Below are 19,129 nucleotides of genomic sequence, written 5' to 3' on the forward strand. Positions count from 1 at the left end.
CCTCTGGTACAGCTTTTACTACATATATCTTTTATATCTTTATAAATGGTTTCTATCGCTTCACCAAGGAAACATTGGTGAAATTCTTCTTATTAGCCTTTTTTAACACATATTTTTTATAAAATCAATTATGCTTTATTAGAAGAACCAAATTCACGCATTTTGCCGATAACTGTTTCTTTAATCGCTGCTGTTCCTGGTCCCAAATATTTACGCGGGTCATATAAATCTGGCTTTTGAGCCAATGTTTCGCGGATTGCTTTTGTTTGAGAAATCTGATTTTCTGTATTCACGTTAATTTTAGCTGTACCCAGAGATATAGCTTTTTGAATATCATTTGTCGGAATGCCGGTACCGCCATGAAGCACTAATGGTACATTGACGATATCCAGGATTTCTTTCATTTCTGTAAATCCTAAGTTCGGCTCTCCTTGATATTGACCATGGACAGAACCGAGCGCAGGAGCTAAGCAATCTACTCCAGCTTCTTTAACAAGACGCTCACACTCAACTTTATCGGCATAGTTAATTCCGCCGATAACGCCATCTTCTTCCCCGCCTACAGTACCAACTTCTGCCTCGACAGATACACCATGGATATGAGCAAGCTCAACCACTTTCTCAGTTACTGCGATATTTTCTTCAATTGGTCCATGAGAGCCATCAATCATCACAGAGGTAAATCCTGCATGAATCGCTTCTGCACAGTTTTTGAAGCTAGATCCGTGATCTAAATGAATGGCGACTGGAGCTGTTGTCCCATAGGAATCCATTAAAGATGTCACCATAGCAACGACGACATTATAGCCGCCCATATATTTCGCGGCACCCTCAGAAACACCGAGAATAACTGGCGATTGTTCTTCCTGAGCTGCTTGGAGAATACCTTGGATATATTCCAGGTTATTAATATTAAATTGACCTACTGCATATCCATTTTCTTTCCCTTTTTCGAGCATTTCTTTCATTGATACTAAAGGCATACCATGTTCCTCCTTCATTTCCGCATGAATCTCTGACAATATTCATTACACTATAAGAATACCAATTTCATGACTTTATCGCAACAAAGTAACAGCGATTCATTCTGCTTTCTTTAAAATTTCTTCAACAGTATTGCGCAGTTTTGCAACATTAAAAGGTTTCGAAATAATTTTCTCAGGTAAGTTTTCCCCTAGTTCTTTTTTTGCAACTTCCGGTAATCCAGTTATGACAACAGCTTTTGTATCTATCCTCATCTGCTTCATTTTTTGCAAAACCATATTTCCGTTGTAAACAGGGATATGATAATCCAGAACTACTAAATCGCAGGGGGATTCTGATAAATGCTCAACCGCTTCTTTTCCGTTCTGTGCAAGAGAAGTAGAATAGCCTGCCATCTCAAAGACTTCTTGAAGCAACATACGAATTCCTATTTGGTCATCAACAATCAGTATTGATTGATTCATAATCTGCCCTCCGATATAAATATGTTTAACTTTTTGTCTAATATTTAAAATTCGATAGTATCCATTTAAACTCCTGCTTAAAAATGACAAATCCATCATTTTCTTCATATAAGAAAAAAGGTAGAAAAAAGGAATATTCACCTGCGAGACGAATATTCCTTCCTTTCTTTTGACTTATTATTTTTGGTTTTCTACTGCTGCTCCAATAAACCCTTTGAACAGACCTTGTGATCTGGTCGGGCGGGATGTGAACTCTGGGTGGAATTGACATGCAACAAACCAAGGATGATCTTCAATTTCAATGGTTTCCACAAGGCGTCCATCCGGGCTTGTACCAGAGAAAATCAACCCTTTGTCAGCCATTTGTTCCCGATACACATTATTAAATTCATAACGATGGCGGTGTCTTTCTTCAACCACTTCCACATTTTCATAAGCTGCTTTGGTTTTTGTTCCTTCTGTTAAATGACATGGATACAATCCGAGACGCAGCGTACCTCCCAAGTCTTCAATATCTTTTTGCTCCGGAAGCAAATCAATAATTGGATATGGTGTTCCAGGGTTAATTTCTGCAGAATGCGCTCCTTCCAGTCCAACTACATTTCGCGCAAATTCAACGGTCGCCAGCTGCATTCCTAAGCAGATTCCAAAGAACGGAATATTATTTTCACGGGCGTAACGAATTGCCTGGATTTTTCCGTCAATACCACGGTTACCAAATCCGCCAGGAACAATAATACCATCCACTTTAGTCAAAGCCGCTTCAATTTCTTCTTCAGACAGCTGTTCCGAATTGATCCAATGCACATTGACATTGGCATCAAAATCATAGCCCGCATGTTTTAATGATTCGACAACAGAAAGATAAGCATCTGGCAGTTCTACGTATTTACCAACTAAACCAATTTCCACTTTTTTCGATAAATGACGGACTCTGTTTATCAGTTCATTCCAGTCCTCCATATCTGCATCCTGGCAATCTAACCCAAAGTGATCACAGACAATCTGATCCATATTTTGTTCTTGCAGAGAAATCGGCACTTGATAGAGTGTATCTGCATCCAGCATTTCAATAACGGACTTCTCATTAATGTCACAGAATAGAGCAATCTTTTCTTTCATTTCTTTCGTGATAGCCATTTCAGTCCGTAAAACAATGACGTCCGGCTGGATACCAAGAGAACGTAATTCTTTCACACTGTGCTGTGTCGGCTTTGTTTTCACTTCACCGGCAGCTTTAATGTAAGGAACAAGTGTGCAATGAATATACATGACGCTATCCCGGCCTACATCACTTTTAATTTGGCGGATAGCTTCCAAAAATGGCAGGGATTCAATATCACCGACAGTTCCGCCAATTTCTGTAATAACAACATCTGCACCCGTAGCTTCTCCAGCACGGAATACCTGGTCTTTAATTTCATTGGTAATATGCGGAATAACCTGTACTGTTCCGCCAAGATAGTCTCCATGACGTTCTTTGCGGATAACGCTCGAGTATACTTTACCTGTCGTAATATTGCTGTATTTATTCAAGTTAATATCGATAAAACGTTCATAGTGTCCCAAGTCTAAATCCGTTTCAGCACCATCTTCTGTAACAAACACTTCACCGTGCTGATAAGGACTCATTGTCCCTGGATCTACGTTGATATAAGGATCAAATTTTTGAATGGTTACTTTTAACCCGCGATTTTTTAATAAACGTCCTAATGATGCTGCTGTAATCCCTTTTCCGAGCGATGATACCACGCCGCCAGTTACAAAAATATACTTTGTCACTTGTCCTCATCCTTCTTTCTTTATGTTATGTTGTCCACTGATTTATTAGGTTGTCTTCCTGCTATTTTCTGCATAAATCAAAAAAGTTATCACAAGAAGACGATTTTACTGTTGTTTTCCTATCTAATAAGAAAAGCGTTTCCCCCTCTTATCTCTCAGGGGAAACGCTTTGCGATTATATTCAAAGAGCCCAATAAAAATTCTACTGTTAGTCTATGTAAATGTCAAGTGAGTTTTTGCTACACCTCCTTTTGTCATTTTACTCTAAAAAAAGAAATGCTACATTTTCATTGAAATATATATATATTTCTGATATTTTCCTTTAATTTTATATAAAATAAATTTTTTATATAAAGCATTTTTAAATCAAATAAAACAACATTCTATGGTAAAAGCAAACACTGTGCACACCAAAATTTGAATTGCGCTAATTACGTACTGCTCATTAGTATTAATGTAGCTAAACATTTCCATAAAGATTTGTTATTCGAATAAAAACATACTTCTATCCTCTTTTTATTTATTCAATGAAAGTGAAGCAATAACCTGCTTTACATCATCTGCTGATTGGTTTAACTGCTGCTGTTCTTCTTCTGTTAACGGAAGCTCGATGACACTTTCAATTCCTTTTCCTCCGAGAACTGTCGGTACTCCTAAATAAATATCACTGTAGCCGTATTCCCCTTCTAAGAAAGCAATGGATGGCAATATACGCTTTTTATCCTTTACAATTGCCTCTGCCATTTCAACCAGGGAGGCAGCGGGAGCATAATAAGCACTTCCATTACCGAGAAGATTTACAATTTCTCCTCCGCCTTTTCGAGTTCGTTCCACAATCGCATCCAGCTTTTCCTTTGGCAATAAATTGCTGATTGGTATACCGCCTACATTGGAATAGCGTATTAACGGAACCATGCTGTCTCCATGGCCGCCAAGTACAAATCCAGTTACATCCTCTACAGAAAGCTCTAACGCTTCTGCCACAAATGTGTTAAAACGTGCAGTATCTAATACACCGGATTGACCAATTACCCGATTCTTTGGAAATCCAGTCGTTTTAAAGCAAGTATACGTCATCGCATCTACAGGATTGCTTAATACTAAAATGTAGCTTTCTGGAGCATAGCGGACAATTTTCTTCGATATATCCACCATAATATCAGCATTAATTGCGACAAGATCATCACGGCTCATCCCTGGTTTTCTGGCAATTCCTGCAGTAATAATTACCATATCAGCACCTTTTATATCTTCATAATCTGATGTGCCAATAACTTTCCCATTAAACCTTTCTACAGGTCCTGACTCTAACATATCTAAAGCTTTTCCTTTTGTTGGGTTTTCCTGGTCAGGAATATCTACTAAAACAACATCCCCTAACTCTTTTTGAGCCAATAAAAAAGCTGTTGTTGCGCCAGTGAATCCAGCACCGATTACTGCAAATTTTCTTCGTTTAAAAGTCAATGTAAATCCCTCCTTGTTATGTATTTCTTTCTTTTTATAGATTCAAAGAAGTTAGGTACTCCCTTATGGAAGCACCTATTCCCTCTATTAATCTGGAAGAATATCAGATAATTCACTATGCGGACGTGGAATGACGTGCACAGATAATAATTCTCCAACACGATTTGCTGCTTCACTTCCAGCATCGGTAGCTGCCTTTACTGCCCCTACATCTCCACTAACAAGGACAGTTACTAAACCTGCACCAATTTGTTCCTTCCCGATCAAATTCACATTCGCAGCCTTTACCATCGCATCTGCTGCTTCAATTGCTCCTACTAATCCTTTTGTTTCTACCATTCCTAGTGCACCATTTACTTTACCCATTTTAAATTCCTCCTTAAATTATGATTGATTTTGATATTCTTTTAAAATCTCTTTTACAAGTTGTTCTATCTTTGTTTTATCAATACCTTCAGTAGCTACCCCAGATTTTTCAACTGCTTCTTTCGTTAAACTCTCTACTTGTTTACTTGGTTCTGCTTTCGTATCGGCTGTTTTTCCAGGTTGAGGAATATCAGCTTCCTTCACACCGTAAGCAATTCGTTTTACATTATAAAGGTGACGTGCAGTTATATTTTCGGAACTGATATTTCCACCATATGCTCCACAACCTAAAGTCATGGAAGGCGCTAATGCCGTTGTAGCTCCTACTGCACCTATCGATGACAGCGTATTTACGATTACTCTAGAGACTGGCATTGCCTTACCAAATTCACGGACGAGATGATCATCTTCTGTATGAATGGAGAAAGAATGGCCTCTTCCTCCCAAATTTAACAGTTCTAAACACCTTTCTTTTGCATCATTCGAATTTTGTGCTGTATACAATGCAAATACCGGAGCTAGCTTTTCCAGAGAAAAAGGAACATTCTTCCCTACTTGGTCCTCTTCAGCTATTAAGAGTCTCGTATCACTCGGAATATCTAACCCCGCTAATTCAGCAATTTTTAACGCTGACTTTCCAACAATATCTGGATTTACCTTACCTGGCTCAATGGAAATAATCTGCTCCATTTTCTTTTTCTCTTCAGGGTTACAAAAATAGGAACCATTCTTTTGCAATTCTTTTTTTACTTGTTCTTGAATTGCCTGATCTACAACAATTGATTGCTCTGTTGCACAAATGGTTCCATGGTCAAAAGTTTTACTATCTACAACCATCTGGACACTCTTCTCAACATTTGCTGATTTCTCAATGTACACTGGAACATTTCCAGGTCCTACTCCATATGCAGGCTTTCCTGAACTATAGGCTGCTTTAACAAGCCCTCCTCCGCCAGTTGATAGAATTAAATTCACATCTGGATGCGTCATTAATTGATTTGTTGCTTCCATACTAGGTTCCGAAATCCAGCCAATTAGTCCTTCTGGTGCACCTTCTTCTAATGCAGCCTGCATACAAACCTTCAGTGTTTCAACAGTACATTTTTTAGCACGTGGATGTGGGCTGACAACAATCGCATTTCCTGACTTTAAAGCTGTTAGTGTCTTAAACATTGCTGTAGAAGTTGGATTGGTTGTCGGAATAATTGCAGCTACTACACCATAAGGATAAGCGATTTCCGTTATTTTATTTTCTTTATCCTCATGAATAACCCCAATCGTTTTTTCATCTTTAATCGATTCATAAACATCTTTTGAGCCAACTTGATTTTTCAAAAGCTTGTGTTCTGCTACTCCCATCCCTGTTTCTTCTACTGCCAGTTGCGCTAACTCTTTAGATTGATTGAAAGCAGCTGTCGCGATTGCTTTCACAATAGAATCAATTTTCCATTGCGAGAATTGCATAAATTCTTGCTGTGCTCTGCTCGCTTTTTTCACTGTATCCCGCATCTCTTGAATAGAGGATAAATCTTTATCTAATGTCAATCGTAGCACTCCTTTCTTACCTAATTTCCCTCTGTATATGGCTTAAGGACAATAACCTCATCCCTCTTATATTCCACCTCTTCTACCTTTTGTTCTACAGGAGCTGGAGGCGGACTTTCATGAGGCCATATTTTAACTGTTGTTTGTTTATCGAAATTTTCTTCTTTCATTTCTTCTAAGACGGTGACAACCATTTTCGTTACTTTTTCTACAAATTCTTTATCCATCTTATTTCTCCTTCCTACCTTGCTGTTACCTTTAGGTTTTAGCATTTTCATAGAAAATTAGATTCTCAGATGGGTTTTTGGTAACATATTCTCTCATTTCATCTATTGACTGACACTCCACAAGAGGAGGAATAACATCTATACCTTCCTCTGTATAGGCAGATGTAATCACAATTGGTCCCTTGACGATAGCCTTTTTTAATAAATGGATTGCTCGTTCTATATTTGCTTCACTTGCGTCTGCTTTTGTAACGATACCAATGGGCAATTTATTAATCCCTAAACTGAATCCAGGTGCAAAAATTGTTTTTTCATTCGTTGCATCTTGCACAAATAATACATGCGTTATCTCAAGGGAGGTTGCCATAATACTCCGATAATGTAAGGGGTTCTCTGTATATTCACCCGGTGTATCAACAATCCAATCTTCATATATTAAAGACTGTGTTTTTATTTTTTTAGGCTGCCTCTCTCTGCCAAAAAGTGCTTCTTTTAATGTCGTCTTTCCAGCATCAATTCCACCTAAAATCATGGCTCGATTTTTCAATGGCATTAATATTTCCTCCCCTCAAAATTTTAAGATTTTGTAAGAGTTGCAGGAGTATAATGTAAGATTTCTTCTAAAAATTGATTGACGTCATTTAACGCTGTTTCTACTTCAGAGACACTGCCAACAATCACCAGGCTACCAGTAAATCGATCAAGAAAGCCGATATCAATATTTGCTGCCTTGGTTGCGCGATCTCCAGCTATAATCACTGTCTCACTTGGAGTCAATGTTAATATCCCTAAAGCTCCCGCTCTTTGGACACCTAATTTATCAAACATATCCTCGAAAGGATTAGCTATTAAATGGCTTAACGTTACCTGTTTCCCAGGGACAAATTCTTGAATAAATCTTTTTTTCTCTTCCATATGCTCTCCCTCTTTCCTTTCCTTTTACTCGATAGGAAAGTTGTTTTCATATCTTTTAAGTGGCTGTTTTGTTTAATTTATTTGTTTTTTCTTCACTTTTTCCTAAAATAGCATTTGCAATTACAATCGCGATAACAATCGCGATAATTCCTCCAGCAAACTTACCGATAATCATTGGGAAAATCATTTCCCTAGCTACTCCAGCAGCAAAACCTAAATGATCTCCTAAAACAAATGCTGCCGGCACAGAGAAGGCTACATTAATTACCTTTCCACGATTATCCATATCTTTCATCAAGTTAAACATAGCAATGTTATTCGCTAAGGTTGCAACCATGCCAGCAGCAGCAACATCATTCATCCCTAACATTTTACCCATACCCATTAACGGTTTCTTAAATACACGGGTTATTACTTCTACCATGACAAATGCTCCAGCAAGCACAATCGCAATACTTCCAACTACTTGTATCCCTTCTTCTAAAGGAGCAATTCCAGGAATTACTGTAATTCCTGTCAAAACATCAATGATTCCAATTGCCAATCCTGCTGTAGCAACGACCACAACACCATAACCAAAAATTGTAAAACCCTTAATCATTTGATTTGGTATTTTCCAAAGACCTAAAATCACAAGTATTGCTAAGATAAAAATCGGAATTAAATTCATGATAACCATGGAGAAGGAAAATCCAGCAACTAATCCGCCAACAATTGCTCCAAACGGAATAGCGATAAAGCCTGCTAACATCCCTGTAGCGAGATAACGCTGATCTTCTTTTTTAATAATTCCTAAAGATACAGGAATAGAGAAAACAATAGTCGCTCCCATCATTGCCCCCAGCACAATTCCCGAGAACATCGCTGCATCCTGACTTTGGCCAAGTTCTTGAGCCAGTTGCAAACCTCCCATATCAATAGCTAATAAACTTCCAGCAAACATGGCCGGATCCGCACCAAGTGCGGTATAAATCGGAACAATTATAGGACTTAGCACATTTGCTAAGACAGGAGCCATAACGATAATACCAACCATCGCAAGTGCCAAAGCCCCCATTGCCATAATTCCTTCATCAAATTTATCTCCCAGACCTAACTTATTTTTAAATATTTTATCAAGTGCACCGACTACCATAAAAATGACCATAATATAGATTACGATCTCATTAATCCCCATACCTCTTCCCTCCTAAACCCCAGTGATTTCTATTCCTTTTGATTCATATCAATCGAATCAACTACTCCTACAATAACGGAATCAATAGGCAACCTTTCTTTTCCAAAGACTGACCGTGCACTGCTTCCTCTTGTAACTAAAACGGTATCTCCTACTCCTGCACCAGCTATATCTGCGGCAACAAAAGTAGAGGCTAGATCATCATTATAGATTGGTTTTACAATTAATAATTTCAAACCGTTTAATCTTTCATCTTTTCTAGTCGCCCACACAGAGCCCATCACATCGCCAATGATCATACCTCATTCTCCTCACATCGTTGAATTATTATTGTATGCTTTTTCGCATAATCTCCTGCCAACGGTGTTATAATACTATTTTGTGGGATAAGAAGTTTTTTCTTTTTTTGCATTAAGAATTTCTGTACATCTCTTTCTGTAATAACCTTCTTTTCTAAAAACTCCGTATCAGGCTCTGGTACAGAGCAATCTTCTTTTGAGATCACTACTGTATTTATATTTGAATCTGTTTCTCCTCTATTTTTCTTAATAATCTTACCCAGTGCTCCCCGCTGAAAACCACAGGTATTCGCTTCATCAAAATCAATGTGCATGTAAGTCTGATAGTTAGGGTGTACACGGATAACAACATCATCAAATATAAGGGATCGCTCGCCAAATACTTTCACCTGCACAATTTCGTTATGCTCCACCTGAAGTTTTGCCGCATCATGTAAAGCGACATGGATATGCCGCTTAGCGACAATGAGCCCTTTATCCAAGTGAAGCTCCTTATCTCCATGAATTAGTGTGATTCCTGGTGTTTCATCAATATCTCCACTTTCTCTGATGGGAATATCGCCCCCTAAAACAACCGTGTCTGTCTTAGATACTTCAACTTGAGAGGCACTTCTTTCAGGACCTAAAATGACTACATTTTCAATTTTCCCCTTAGGACCTTTAATTGTTATTCTTTCTTTACAAGCAAACTGTCCAGGTTGGGATAATTCTTTTACTTTTGTTAGTTGATAGCCTGTACCAAACAGATAATCAATCGCTTCTCTATTTAAATGGACATGTCTTCCTGACGATTCAATTTCAACTAAGGATTGATTCAACATTTCTTTTTTTACTGCTTCTTCTATCGTTTTTATAAGTAGCTCGTCCAACTCTCTCACCTCAATTCTCTCGATCAGCTACTTCTAGATTTCTAAAATCTAAGCCTCTCCTAATTCCTTTGGAAGAATCGCACTAACTTCCGCATGCGGACGAGGAATAACATGAACGGATACCAACTCTCCAACACGATCAGCTGCTGCTCCTCCAGCATCTGTTGCTGCTTTCACGGCACCAACATCTCCTCTGACAAGTACCGTTACTAATCCTGCTCCAATCTGTTCTTTCCCAACCAACGTTACATTCGCTGCCTTCACCATGGCATCGGCTGCTTCTACTGCTCCAACTAAACCTTTTGTCTCTACCATTCCTAACGCATTTGTTTGCATTATAAATTCCTCCTTTAATTAATAAACCTATTTATTATTATCTTCTGTTAATAGTGCCTGAATCAGTTCACTTTTTCTTGCATACTTTATATTTTTTGTTGCGTCTAGCAAACTCACATTATTTTCTCTGACAAGCTGTCGTAATTGAAGTACCGTCATCTTTTCCAAATGTTCTTGATCAAAGTCGTGGATAGGATGTTCATAAGCTACAGTTGTGTGATTAGACTGTTGTTCTTCTGTTTCAGCTTTTTCCACTTGTGTTGTTTTCAGCGCAGGGGCCAGTGCTGTTTGCGGAAGTTTTTTTAAAATGGTACTGGTTTCATGATGCATTCTCGGAATAACGTGTACAGAAATCAATGTTTGGAAAGAAGTAATCGTATGTTCACCAGCTTCTACAGCAGCTTGAACAGCAGCAACATCTCCCAACAACTGAACAGTGACCAGCCCGCCTTTGATAATTTCTGTATCTAAAAGTTTCACGTCTGCCGCCTTCACAGCTGCATCTGCTGCAACTATTGAACTTAACAATCCCCTAGTTTCAATTAGTCCTAATGCTTCCATTTAACTCACCTAATATCCTTTTGGATTATCTGCCACATCATTTACTGCACTTGCAAATGCTTCACAGGCAGCTTGGCAGGCAGATTGACTTCCAGTTAATAAGGCGCCTCCAAAGTTTGTTTCGGATGGCGGTCCAAAGAATGCAACCAACTTTACAGCCGCTGACTTCAAGGCCATATCTAATGCGTAGACAGCTTCTAATGGAGGAGCAATTAAATATGAAATTGCTTCTCCTTCTGCGATATTTGCTTGTTTGGAAAGGAATGTTCCCGTCCGTGATACCAAATGTGCAAAGTAAGGAATCGAATCATCTTCATTGGCACTGACAAAATAAGCGTCATGCTCTATATAAGACAGTGCAGCATCCAATCCGCTTTTTACTTCCTCGGGATTATAGCCTGCCAAAATGCCAATAACTTCTCCAGTTAATTTGGTTGTGGCATTATCTGCACCAGCATACATCGATTCTGCATAAACAACCTCTACAGCCGCTTTCTTTGTTGCTTCATCTAATGCCGTGTAGACGACATCATCTGTATCACCTGTTAAAATTCCGATACTCCGCTGATCAGGGAGTAATTTTAGTTCGTCTGCTAAATGAGCATCTACATTTGAAATCAGCTTCACACCCAAGACCTGTGCATAAAGCGCATCACCCTTCATGGTAAACCCTCCGTTTCTATGCTTTATCGTCTTTTGAATGTTTCCTGCCATTTGTGTTCAAAAAGGCGGGATCCTTTATACCTTATTCAGATCAAGACCAGAAGCCTTTTTATCAATCATTTTCTTTATTAATTCTGCAATATGCGCTCCCGCTTCCACTGGAGGTGTTCCGCCCTCATGAATATTGGATATAACAGTACGCCTTGCTTCTGGCATACCAACAGTTGGCTTGTAGGCGATGTAAGCACTCATTGATTCTGCTGTTACTAGCCCCGGACGTTCTCCAACAAGTAAACAAACAACTTCCGCTTCGGTCATTTCGCCAACAACATCCATCGCTGGCACACGACAGTGTTTAATAAATAAATCATTAGTCGCCTCTATGCCGTGAAGTTTCAGTCCTTGTTTAATAGCAGGTAATGTATTTTCCAGATTGGCTTCAATAGAAGCAGAACTCAAACCATCTCCTACAACGATTTGTACTTTAGGGTTTCCGCAATGCGTTTTGATTTTTTCTTTTACTTCGTCTGTAAATTGTCTTCCCAAGTCTGGGCGAGTAACATACTCATCCTTATCTTGGCACACCGTTGCAATAGGATATAGATTATTATCCTTTACAAAATCCTCGTTCACATAAGAGAAAACAGCATCCTGGGCAGCTGCGTGATCTGCTTTAAATCGTAATGAACTGGATGTCATATAGCGTGTTCCACTCCGCCATACACCTAAACGTGCAGGCGTTTTATCTTTCATATCCAAATAGCCTTCTTCATCTGCCGGTTCTGGTACAAGAAGTTCTTTCTTTATTAATATTTCAGATATATCTGGCAAAACTTCATCACTGCTCGTCTGGTTAGTACTTCTTTCTGACTGTGTTTTTAAAGCATGCCCCTCAGAAGAATTAATTTCTCCAGCCATTTCCCGAACAATTTTTTCAATCAATGTTTTTAATTCTGTATCTGTTGCCATTCTTTGCCCTCCTCACACTAAGAATAATGATGCGTCTCCTGCTTGAACCGTCAACCTTCCAGAAAGATCAATAACATTCATTTTTTGCAACCATTCTTCAAACTCCTTAATCGGTTTTAACCGTAACAACTCGCGCAATGTTTGAATTTCATGATAACCAAGGCTTTGATAATTGAGCATGACATCATCTCCATGCGGAGCTGTAATTAAGAAATTAACCCCTGCTTGAGCAAGTAATGTACCTAACAGCTCCATGTCATCCTGATCTGCTTTCATATGGTTGGTGTAACAAACATCCACACCCATTGGTAACCCAGAAAGTTTGCCCATAAAATGATCTTCTAACCCAGCTCGAATAACTTGCTTCGAATCATATAAGTATTCTGGTCCAATGAACCCTACAACGGTATTTACCAAGAAAGGTTCATAAGTTTTACCAAATCCGTAGCATCTGGCTTCTAATGTGAGTTGATCTACGCCATGATGCGCGTCAGAAGATAATTCAGCACCTTGTCCTGTTTCAAAATACATGACATTAGGCCCGGCAGCAGTTCCTTCTCGCAAAGCAAGCTCTCTTGCCTCAGCAATCAATTCTCCGCTTATTCCAAAGGCTGTATTTCCTTTTTCCGAGCCAGCAATCGATTGGAAGATAAGATCAGCAGGTGCTCCTTCTCGAATAGCCTGCATTTGTGTGGTAACATGGGCAAGCACGCTATTTTGCGTAGGAATCGCATATTTATTTTTTACTTCCTCTAAACGATGGAACATCCGCTTCACACTTTCTAAAGTGTCATCTACTGGATTTAATCCAATAACAGCGTCGCCTGAACCATAAGAAAGGCCTTCTAAAATAGATGCGACAATTCCATCCTCATTATCAGATGGATGGTTCGGCTGTAATCTTGCTGACAAAGTTCCTTCCAAGCCAATCGTTGTATTGCAATGAGCTGTAACGGTTATTTTATTTCCTGCCATAATCAAGTCTAAATTGGACATCAGCTTTGTTACAGCAGCTACCATTTCTGAAGTTAGCCCTCTTGAAATTCTTCTAATATCATTTCCTGATGTATTGTAATCAAGTAATTTTTCACGAAGCTCCTGAACAGTCCATCGCTTGATAGAATCATAGATTTTTTTATTTAAACCATCTTGAATGATTCGTGTCACTTCATCTTGCTCATAAGGAATAGCTGGATTATCCCGCAAATCCTCCAATGTTAAATTTGCTAAAACAACCTTGGCAGCAACGCGTTCTTCTGCTGATTCTGCCGCAATCCCAGCCATCACATCGCCCGATTTTTCTTCATTTGCTTTTGCCATGACTTCGTTAACAGATTTAAATTGATAGTTTCTTCCAAATAACACAGTGCTTAAAATCATACTTATCCTCCTCTCAAAATTGACAATACTAATTAAATACGAGTGTTTTAATTACGACGGGCAACACACTCCCTTCTGCAAGCGGATGTCCAATGTCAATATAATCTCCATCCTCTACAAAAACACTATCAATACAAATGATTTCCAGATCTTTACCAAGCATGGTATAAAGTGTCTGCCCAAGTACCTTTCCAATATCCTTCTCTACAATGACAATGAGCGGAAGTCCTAAATCAAGATAACTCCTAGCACCTTGCGCTATTTTTTCAGCTACCTTTGTAATATCTTTAAAACTTGATACTTCTCTGCCTGAAAAAGATAACGCTACTCGCTGCTTTTCTTCTTCTAATTGAAACCTGCTTACGTTTTCCTCTACATAACCTTCAATAGCGTCACCATGATTAATGACTTCATCGGAAATCTTTATAACTGGGATATTTTTAATAGGAAATTTATTTTGAGAATAATGAATTGTGCTCCCACTAATTTCTGTTGTATGCGATCCGGCTCCAACAACAGTAGCTCGTATTAATTCTTTCGGTTCTACCAGTGTCAACTGTTGTGTTAATGCAGATTTCCTGATTGCTGTTCCCAACAGAATACCAATATCTCCATATCTGAACACGTCACCTTCTGACGATCGATAGATAGCCTCAGCTACTCCTCCTGTGAATGAAATATGTGACATATCTGCAGTATTTTTAATTCCTTTATGTGTCACGATATTGAAAAAAGCTTTTGTTGGGTTACGAACATCAACACTTTCCTCCAGAAGCTGTACCATCCGCTCAATTAATGGCTCGAGCAGTTTCTCTGTAGCCTGTTCTCCTATATAAATCGGCCAGTCATTTTCGTCAATTAACGCTTGAATCTTTTCTGAAATATATTCAATTTTCTTTGTTTCCTTATTTACTTTGACCAATCTGCCGCCGATATCTAAACATCCTGTGTCGACGATATTGCCTCTTTCCATCACAGCAATATTGCTTGTTCCGCCACCCACATCGAGGTTGACCAGCTTGCCGGCATGCTCTTTGGAATAATGATGCAGTCCAGCCCCTTTTGCTGCAATAATACTCTCTAAATCAGGCCCGGCAGTTGCAACAACAAAATCTCCGGCATAGCCGCTTAATCCTTGTAAAACCTCTTCGGCATTTTCTTTTCTAGCTGTTTCTCCAGTAATAATGACAGCACCTGTTTGGATCGTTTCTTTCGCAATCTCAGCTTTCTGATATTCTTTCGCTACAAACTGCTCAATCTGATTTTGATCAATTTGTTTTCCTTCTAGAAGAGGTGTATCAATAATGTCACTCTTATAAACGACTTTCTTATCTATAATCACAATTCTTGGAGCATTAAATGCAGATGCCGTATTTTCTATTGTCAGGTGCGAGAATACAAGCTGTGTGGTGGACGTCCCAATATCGATTCCGACACTTAAAACATCTTCAGCCATTTCCCCACCTCCCTTCTTTTTAGGCATATTAAAAAAAGCAATAAAGCTTAAAGCATAAAAAATTGCGCACAGCAATCTTCTTTATACCTTAAGCTTCATTGCTTCCGGATCCACTTATACATCATCGTATAGTGTTTGTTTAAATTGAATGACAACTTCCATTCCTCTTTTCAGGCGGTTAAATTGAATCGTTCCCTTTAGCTTGTCTTTCACATAATTTTGAACAATAACTAATCCCAAACTGTTCTTTTTTATTTCATCAATGGAAAAACCAATTCCATTATCTGCAACAGTAATAATCACTGTATCTCCCTGCTTTTTCAAAGATACTTTTAACTTCCCGCTGTTTCTTCCTGCGAAAGCATGATTATAGCTGTTTTGTACAAGTTCATTCACAATAAGGGATACAGAAGTTGCAATTTCACTTCTGACAATAATTGATTCTTCTGCATCAAGGCTTAATTCAAGATTATTTAACAGCATATAGCTTCGATGCATATTATTCACAATAAATTTAATGACCTCACTTAACTCAACCTCGTCCCCAAGCTGTCTTGCTAAAATATCATGTGTTGCAGCAATGGACATAACTCGGTTCATATTGTCTGATAGAATATGTTTAATCTCTTCATTATTGCTTCTTCTTTTCTCCATTCGAAGAAGAGATGCCATCGTCTGCAAATTATTTTTTATACGATGATGCGTTTCTCTTATTGCCTCTGTCTTAGAGATGATCTCTGCTTCTTTATTTTTCAATTGTGTGATATCCCTTAAAATAATTGCAAATTCTAACTTATCATCTTCTAAAATAATTTGCTTCATCATATAAAACTTATCAGCAAGCTCAATTTCCTTCATCACTGTATTTTTATCGCTTAATACAAGTTCACTATAAGGAATTTGATCACCAAATAACTGATTATAATAAACTTCATCTTGCAGACTATCCTTTAAAATACTATCTGCTTTTTCATTTTGAAAAATAAGTTTGCTGGAAGCATCAAAAAAGTAGATTGCGTCGTCAATATAGTTATTTAATCGTGCTGTCATAACCATATAATCATTTTGCTCTTCTGCCGTATCATCTTGCATTTCATGAAAAGGCTCTTCCATAATATAGGTACCAAGGATCTTATCCTGGTATTCAATAGCATATATATTTTGCCGAATAAATACGTTCTCCTGCGTAAACGCTTTATATCCTTTTAACTTTCCTCCAGTTCGAGAGACCTTCCAAACCCCGGGCTCATTCATCTTCATTGCCGGCTGACCTACAGGAGATTGCTCATAAAGAGATCCTTTGGAGACAGGAAGTACATGATAAATGACAATAGATGCAGTACTATTCTTTAAAGGAACATCGATGAAAATATCACAATCAAAGATAGCAGCTAATTCATCCAGTGCCTGCGATTTCTGATAGATAATTGCGATTTCTTCCTCTGTCATGTCTGTATACTTCTTGCATAATTCCATAATTTTATTTTTTTGTTTATTCATATACTATTGCTATCGTCCTGGCAACTTCACTGATAGACTTCCTTCCATCCATACTCATTTTACGCAAGAGCTTATAAGCCTCCTGCTCATCCAGATTTCTTTCCTTCATTAATAAACCCTTAGCAATATCAATAATTTTCCGGTCTTCCAGCTTTTGAGATACTTCTTCTACTTGTTTCTCCAGAGATTGGATTTTTTCTGCTCTAGACAGGCACATTTCAACTGTTGGAATAAAAGATTTTTCATCCAGCGGTTTTACTAAATATCCAAGTGCTCCGATCTCTCTTGCTTTTTTTACAAATGTTTCATCATAAAAAGCAGTCAGCAGCAATATTCCGCCGGCAATTTTATCATACATAATTTTTTTGCTTGCCTTTAGTCCGTCTAATACAGGCATTTTTATATCCATAATGACTAAATCCGGGCGTTGTTCCTGACAAACATCGATTGCCTCAAACCCGTCAGAAGCTTGCCCTACGACATCGTATCCAGCTTCCTCCAAAAGTTCCTGTAAATCCATCTTTGTAATAGGTTCATCGTCGACTATCACAATTTTTGCATTCATATCCATACTCCTTAGCAGTATAATTCAATGACACTTAGGGAAAGTCTCATCTCTATCTAATAGCCTAAAAAAGCCAAAAGGGACCCCGAAAAAGATTCATCCTTTTCAAAGCCCCTTTGCTTTATCATCAACGAATTGCATTCATTTCATTTCTTACGCACCCCATTGTGCTTCTACCATCATTATATATTTGAAAGCACTTTCTTGCAAGCTTATTTTCTATTCGACTTAGCCTGATAATTATCTTATCTTTTTTAAAATAGCTGCAATATCCTGATATGTTGGTTCTACCGGATTCATACTTGTACAGCTGTCGTTTAAGGAAGCATCCACAATTTCTCTTTCTATCTCATCGTTGTACTCCAATTGATAGGCCTTTAAATTAGCAGGGATATCTAATTTTTTTCGAAGCTTCTCCACTTCTTTGATAAAGCTTCTTACTCCGCTTGCTTGATTCGTTGCAGGAAGATTCAATAATCGGGCAAGTGATGCATACCTGCCTGCTGCCGGAGTTAAATGCTGATTATCATTTTGATGAACACCGGCATTAAACGCAATAACAGATGGGAGTAAAATCGCATTCAGCCGACCATGCGGAATATGAAATCTTGCTCCTGAGGCATGTGCAATACTATGATTAATTCCCAAACCAGCTGTATTAAATGCAAAACCTGCTAATGTCGATGCATGATGAACCTTTTCTTTCGCCTCTTCATCCTCTTCATTCTGATAAGATTTTGGCAGATAATCAAAAAGTAATCGAATCGCTTTTTCCGCCATGGCATCTGAAAAATCATTCGCATTTTTAGCTGCATAAGCCTCTACAGCATGGGTTAAAGCATCCATCCCTGTATCTGCTACAATTGACTTAGGAACAGTTTTCACAAGCACGACGTCTAAAATGGTTGTTTCTGGAATTAAAGAATCCGCGGTTAATGGATACTTCACCCCTTTATTTTGATCCGTGATCACCGAATAGGAAGTTACTTCCGAACCAGTACCACTCGTAGTTGGAATAGCAAGAAGCGGCAGTTCTTTCATAGCGTAAACCTTCTTAGCGATATCTTTTATCGCTTTTGCAGCATCCATTGCAGAACCCCCGCCAATTGTAATAACAAAATCAGGCTCAAAGTCTCTCATCGCTTCTACACCAGCAGTAACATTTTCAATCGGTGGATCCGGTACCACCTCTGCAAATAATTGCCACGTATTATTTCCCGTTGAAAGATAATTTTCTATTTTTTTAAGGATTTTCGTCTCTTGAAGAAATGGATCCAAAACAATGAAAATCCGCTGTTCATGAACCGTTTTCAAATAATCTAATGCATTCTTTCCATAATAAATATCTGTTTGAAAAGCAACCTTTTTCAAGAAAACTCCTCCTCATTTTTTGACATAAAAAAAGACAGGAAAACTCTACAGAATATATCATTCTGTAAAGCTCCCCTGCTTTTAAACGACACGTCTTTGTGTTACCTGTAGTGTACTATTAATCTGTTAACCTTGTCAATTTTAACTTATAGAGTTTCTTATAAATAAAAACAGGAAGATCTGCCACTTCTTTGGAGTAAACCTTCCATCATTGCAGGTATTACTTCTTTGTAATG

20 protein-coding genes and 1 pseudogene are annotated in these 19,129 nt (G+C 38.3%); all 21 read right to left on the minus strand.

The window, feature by feature from the left end:
* Positions 1-128: 128 nt before the first annotated feature.
* The 21 genes and pseudogenes from fba to ACFQ19_RS00730 all read right to left on the minus strand — a co-directional run bounded on the left by fba (position 129) and on the right by ACFQ19_RS00730 (position 18,893).
* Positions 129-983 carry a class II fructose-1,6-bisphosphate aldolase gene (gene fba, locus ACFQ19_RS00630; protein ID WP_379589936.1) on the minus strand — a complete coding sequence of 285 codons (855 nt, stop codon included), beginning with the start codon at positions 981-983 and terminating at the stop codon, positions 129-131.
* Between the two features lie 99 nt (positions 984-1,082).
* Entirely contained in the window at positions 1,083-1,448 is a 366-nt protein-coding gene (locus ACFQ19_RS00635) for a response regulator (RefSeq protein ID WP_379589937.1), read from the minus strand.
* Between the two features lie 177 nt (positions 1,449-1,625).
* Positions 1,626-3,230: a CTP synthase gene (locus ACFQ19_RS00640; RefSeq protein ID WP_379589939.1), complete on the minus strand. Its 1,605-nt coding sequence runs from the start codon at positions 3,228-3,230 to the stop codon at positions 1,626-1,628.
* A gap of 516 nt (positions 3,231-3,746) precedes the next feature.
* Positions 3,747-4,694, minus strand: a complete 948-nt coding sequence (gene mdh, locus ACFQ19_RS00645) for a malate dehydrogenase (protein WP_379589940.1) — start codon at positions 4,692-4,694, stop codon at positions 3,747-3,749.
* A gap of 87 nt (positions 4,695-4,781) precedes the next feature.
* A complete protein-coding gene (locus tag ACFQ19_RS00650; protein WP_040983042.1) occupies positions 4,782-5,060 on the minus strand; it encodes a BMC domain-containing protein in 279 nt (92 codons plus the stop codon).
* A gap of 18 nt (positions 5,061-5,078) precedes the next feature.
* Entirely contained in the window at positions 5,079-6,605 is a 1,527-nt protein-coding gene (locus ACFQ19_RS00655; protein ID WP_379589941.1) for an acetaldehyde dehydrogenase (acetylating), read from the minus strand.
* Positions 6,606-6,625: 20 nt separating this feature from the next.
* Positions 6,626-6,832: a hypothetical protein gene (locus tag ACFQ19_RS00660; RefSeq protein WP_379589942.1), complete on the minus strand. Its 207-nt coding sequence runs from the start codon at positions 6,830-6,832 to the stop codon at positions 6,626-6,628.
* A 31-nt stretch (positions 6,833-6,863) separates the two neighbouring features.
* Positions 6,864-7,385: a EutP/PduV family microcompartment system protein gene (locus ACFQ19_RS00665; protein WP_379589943.1), complete on the minus strand. Its 522-nt coding sequence runs from the start codon at positions 7,383-7,385 to the stop codon at positions 6,864-6,866.
* Between the two features lie 23 nt (positions 7,386-7,408).
* Positions 7,409-7,747 (minus strand): ethanolamine utilization microcompartment protein EutS, encoded by a 339-nt coding sequence (gene eutS / locus ACFQ19_RS00670; protein WP_379589944.1) that lies wholly within the window; start codon positions 7,745-7,747, stop codon positions 7,409-7,411.
* Between the two features lie 55 nt (positions 7,748-7,802).
* Positions 7,803-8,924, minus strand: coding sequence for an ethanolamine utilization protein EutH (gene eutH, locus ACFQ19_RS00675; RefSeq protein ID WP_379589945.1), 1,122 nt, complete (start codon positions 8,922-8,924; stop codon positions 7,803-7,805).
* 29 nt (positions 8,925-8,953) lie between these two features.
* Positions 8,954-9,223 (minus strand): EutN/CcmL family microcompartment protein, encoded by a 270-nt coding sequence (locus ACFQ19_RS00680; RefSeq protein WP_379589946.1) that lies wholly within the window; start codon positions 9,221-9,223, stop codon positions 8,954-8,956.
* A gap of 230 nt (positions 9,224-9,453) precedes the next feature.
* Positions 9,454-10,044: pseudogene (pduL, locus tag ACFQ19_RS00685) on the minus strand (phosphate propanoyltransferase); the annotation flags it as partial.
* A gap of 96 nt (positions 10,045-10,140) precedes the next feature.
* Complete coding sequence (locus ACFQ19_RS00690) at positions 10,141-10,431, minus strand: BMC domain-containing protein (RefSeq protein ID WP_379590298.1); 291 nt, start codon at positions 10,429-10,431, stop codon at positions 10,141-10,143.
* Between the two features lie 24 nt (positions 10,432-10,455).
* Positions 10,456-10,989 carry a BMC domain-containing protein gene (locus ACFQ19_RS00695; protein ID WP_379589947.1) on the minus strand — a complete coding sequence of 178 codons (534 nt, stop codon included), beginning with the start codon at positions 10,987-10,989 and terminating at the stop codon, positions 10,456-10,458.
* 9 nt (positions 10,990-10,998) lie between these two features.
* Positions 10,999-11,652, minus strand: a complete 654-nt coding sequence (gene eutL / locus ACFQ19_RS00700) for an ethanolamine utilization microcompartment protein EutL (protein ID WP_379589948.1) — start codon at positions 11,650-11,652, stop codon at positions 10,999-11,001.
* A 75-nt stretch (positions 11,653-11,727) separates the two neighbouring features.
* A complete protein-coding gene (eutC, locus tag ACFQ19_RS00705; RefSeq protein WP_379589949.1) occupies positions 11,728-12,621 on the minus strand; it encodes an ethanolamine ammonia-lyase subunit EutC in 894 nt (297 codons plus the stop codon).
* A 12-nt stretch (positions 12,622-12,633) separates the two neighbouring features.
* Positions 12,634-14,001: an ethanolamine ammonia-lyase subunit EutB gene (locus ACFQ19_RS00710; protein WP_379589951.1), complete on the minus strand. Its 1,368-nt coding sequence runs from the start codon at positions 13,999-14,001 to the stop codon at positions 12,634-12,636.
* Between the two features lie 28 nt (positions 14,002-14,029).
* Positions 14,030-15,457, minus strand: coding sequence for an ethanolamine ammonia-lyase reactivating factor EutA (gene eutA / locus ACFQ19_RS00715; protein WP_379589953.1), 1,428 nt, complete (start codon positions 15,455-15,457; stop codon positions 14,030-14,032).
* A gap of 114 nt (positions 15,458-15,571) precedes the next feature.
* A complete protein-coding gene (locus ACFQ19_RS00720; protein ID WP_379589954.1) occupies positions 15,572-16,957 on the minus strand; it encodes a histidine kinase N-terminal domain-containing protein in 1,386 nt (461 codons plus the stop codon).
* Positions 16,950-17,522 (minus strand): ANTAR domain-containing response regulator, encoded by a 573-nt coding sequence (locus tag ACFQ19_RS00725; protein WP_379589956.1) that lies wholly within the window; start codon positions 17,520-17,522, stop codon positions 16,950-16,952. Before ACFQ19_RS00725 ends, ACFQ19_RS00720 begins: the two co-directional genes overlap by 8 nt.
* Positions 17,523-17,762: 240 nt before the next feature.
* A complete protein-coding gene (locus ACFQ19_RS00730) occupies positions 17,763-18,893 on the minus strand; it encodes a 1-propanol dehydrogenase PduQ (protein ID WP_379589958.1) in 1,131 nt (376 codons plus the stop codon).
* Positions 18,894-19,129 lie beyond the last annotated feature (236 nt).

Source organism: Oceanobacillus locisalsi (assembly GCF_042675985.1).
GTDB lineage: Bacteria > Bacillota > Bacilli > Bacillales > Amphibacillaceae > Oceanobacillus > Oceanobacillus locisalsi.

What these genes read in the sequence shown, in the direction of transcription:
- fba (WP_379589936.1), bottom strand. Translation starts at nt 983, where the DNA reads ATGCCTTTAGTATCAATGAAAGAAATGCTCGAAAAAGGGAAAGAAAAT.
- ACFQ19_RS00635 (WP_379589937.1), bottom strand. Translation starts at nt 1,448, where the DNA reads ATGAATCAATCAATACTGATTGTTGATGACCAAATAGGAATTCGTATG.
- ACFQ19_RS00650 (WP_040983042.1), bottom strand. Translation starts at nt 5,060, where the DNA reads ATGGGTAAAGTAAATGGTGCACTAGGAATGGTAGAAACAAAAGGATTA.
- ACFQ19_RS00660 (WP_379589942.1), bottom strand. Translation starts at nt 6,832, where the DNA reads ATGGATAAAGAATTTGTAGAAAAAGTAACGAAAATGGTTGTCACCGTC.
- ACFQ19_RS00665 (WP_379589943.1), bottom strand. Translation starts at nt 7,385, where the DNA reads ATGCCATTGAAAAATCGAGCCATGATTTTAGGTGGAATTGATGCTGGA.
- eutS (WP_379589944.1), bottom strand. Translation starts at nt 7,747, where the DNA reads ATGGAAGAGAAAAAAAGATTTATTCAAGAATTTGTCCCTGGGAAACAG.
- eutH (WP_379589945.1), bottom strand. Translation starts at nt 8,924, where the DNA reads ATGGGGATTAATGAGATCGTAATCTATATTATGGTCATTTTTATGGTA.
- ACFQ19_RS00680 (WP_379589946.1), bottom strand. Translation starts at nt 9,223, where the DNA reads ATGATCATTGGCGATGTGATGGGCTCTGTGTGGGCGACTAGAAAAGAT.
- ACFQ19_RS00695 (WP_379589947.1), bottom strand. Translation starts at nt 10,989, where the DNA reads ATGGAAGCATTAGGACTAATTGAAACTAGGGGATTGTTAAGTTCAATA.
- eutL (WP_379589948.1), bottom strand. Translation starts at nt 11,652, where the DNA reads ATGAAGGGTGATGCGCTTTATGCACAGGTCTTGGGTGTGAAGCTGATT.
- eutC (WP_379589949.1), bottom strand. Translation starts at nt 12,621, where the DNA reads ATGGCAACAGATACAGAATTAAAAACATTGATTGAAAAAATTGTTCGG.
- ACFQ19_RS00710 (WP_379589951.1), bottom strand. Translation starts at nt 14,001, where the DNA reads ATGATTTTAAGCACTGTGTTATTTGGAAGAAACTATCAATTTAAATCT.
- eutA (WP_379589953.1), bottom strand. Translation starts at nt 15,457, where the DNA reads ATGGCTGAAGATGTTTTAAGTGTCGGAATCGATATTGGGACGTCCACC.
- ACFQ19_RS00720 (WP_379589954.1), bottom strand. Translation starts at nt 16,957, where the DNA reads ATGAATAAACAAAAAAATAAAATTATGGAATTATGCAAGAAGTATACA.
- ACFQ19_RS00725 (WP_379589956.1), bottom strand. Translation starts at nt 17,522, where the DNA reads ATGAATGCAAAAATTGTGATAGTCGACGATGAACCTATTACAAAGATG.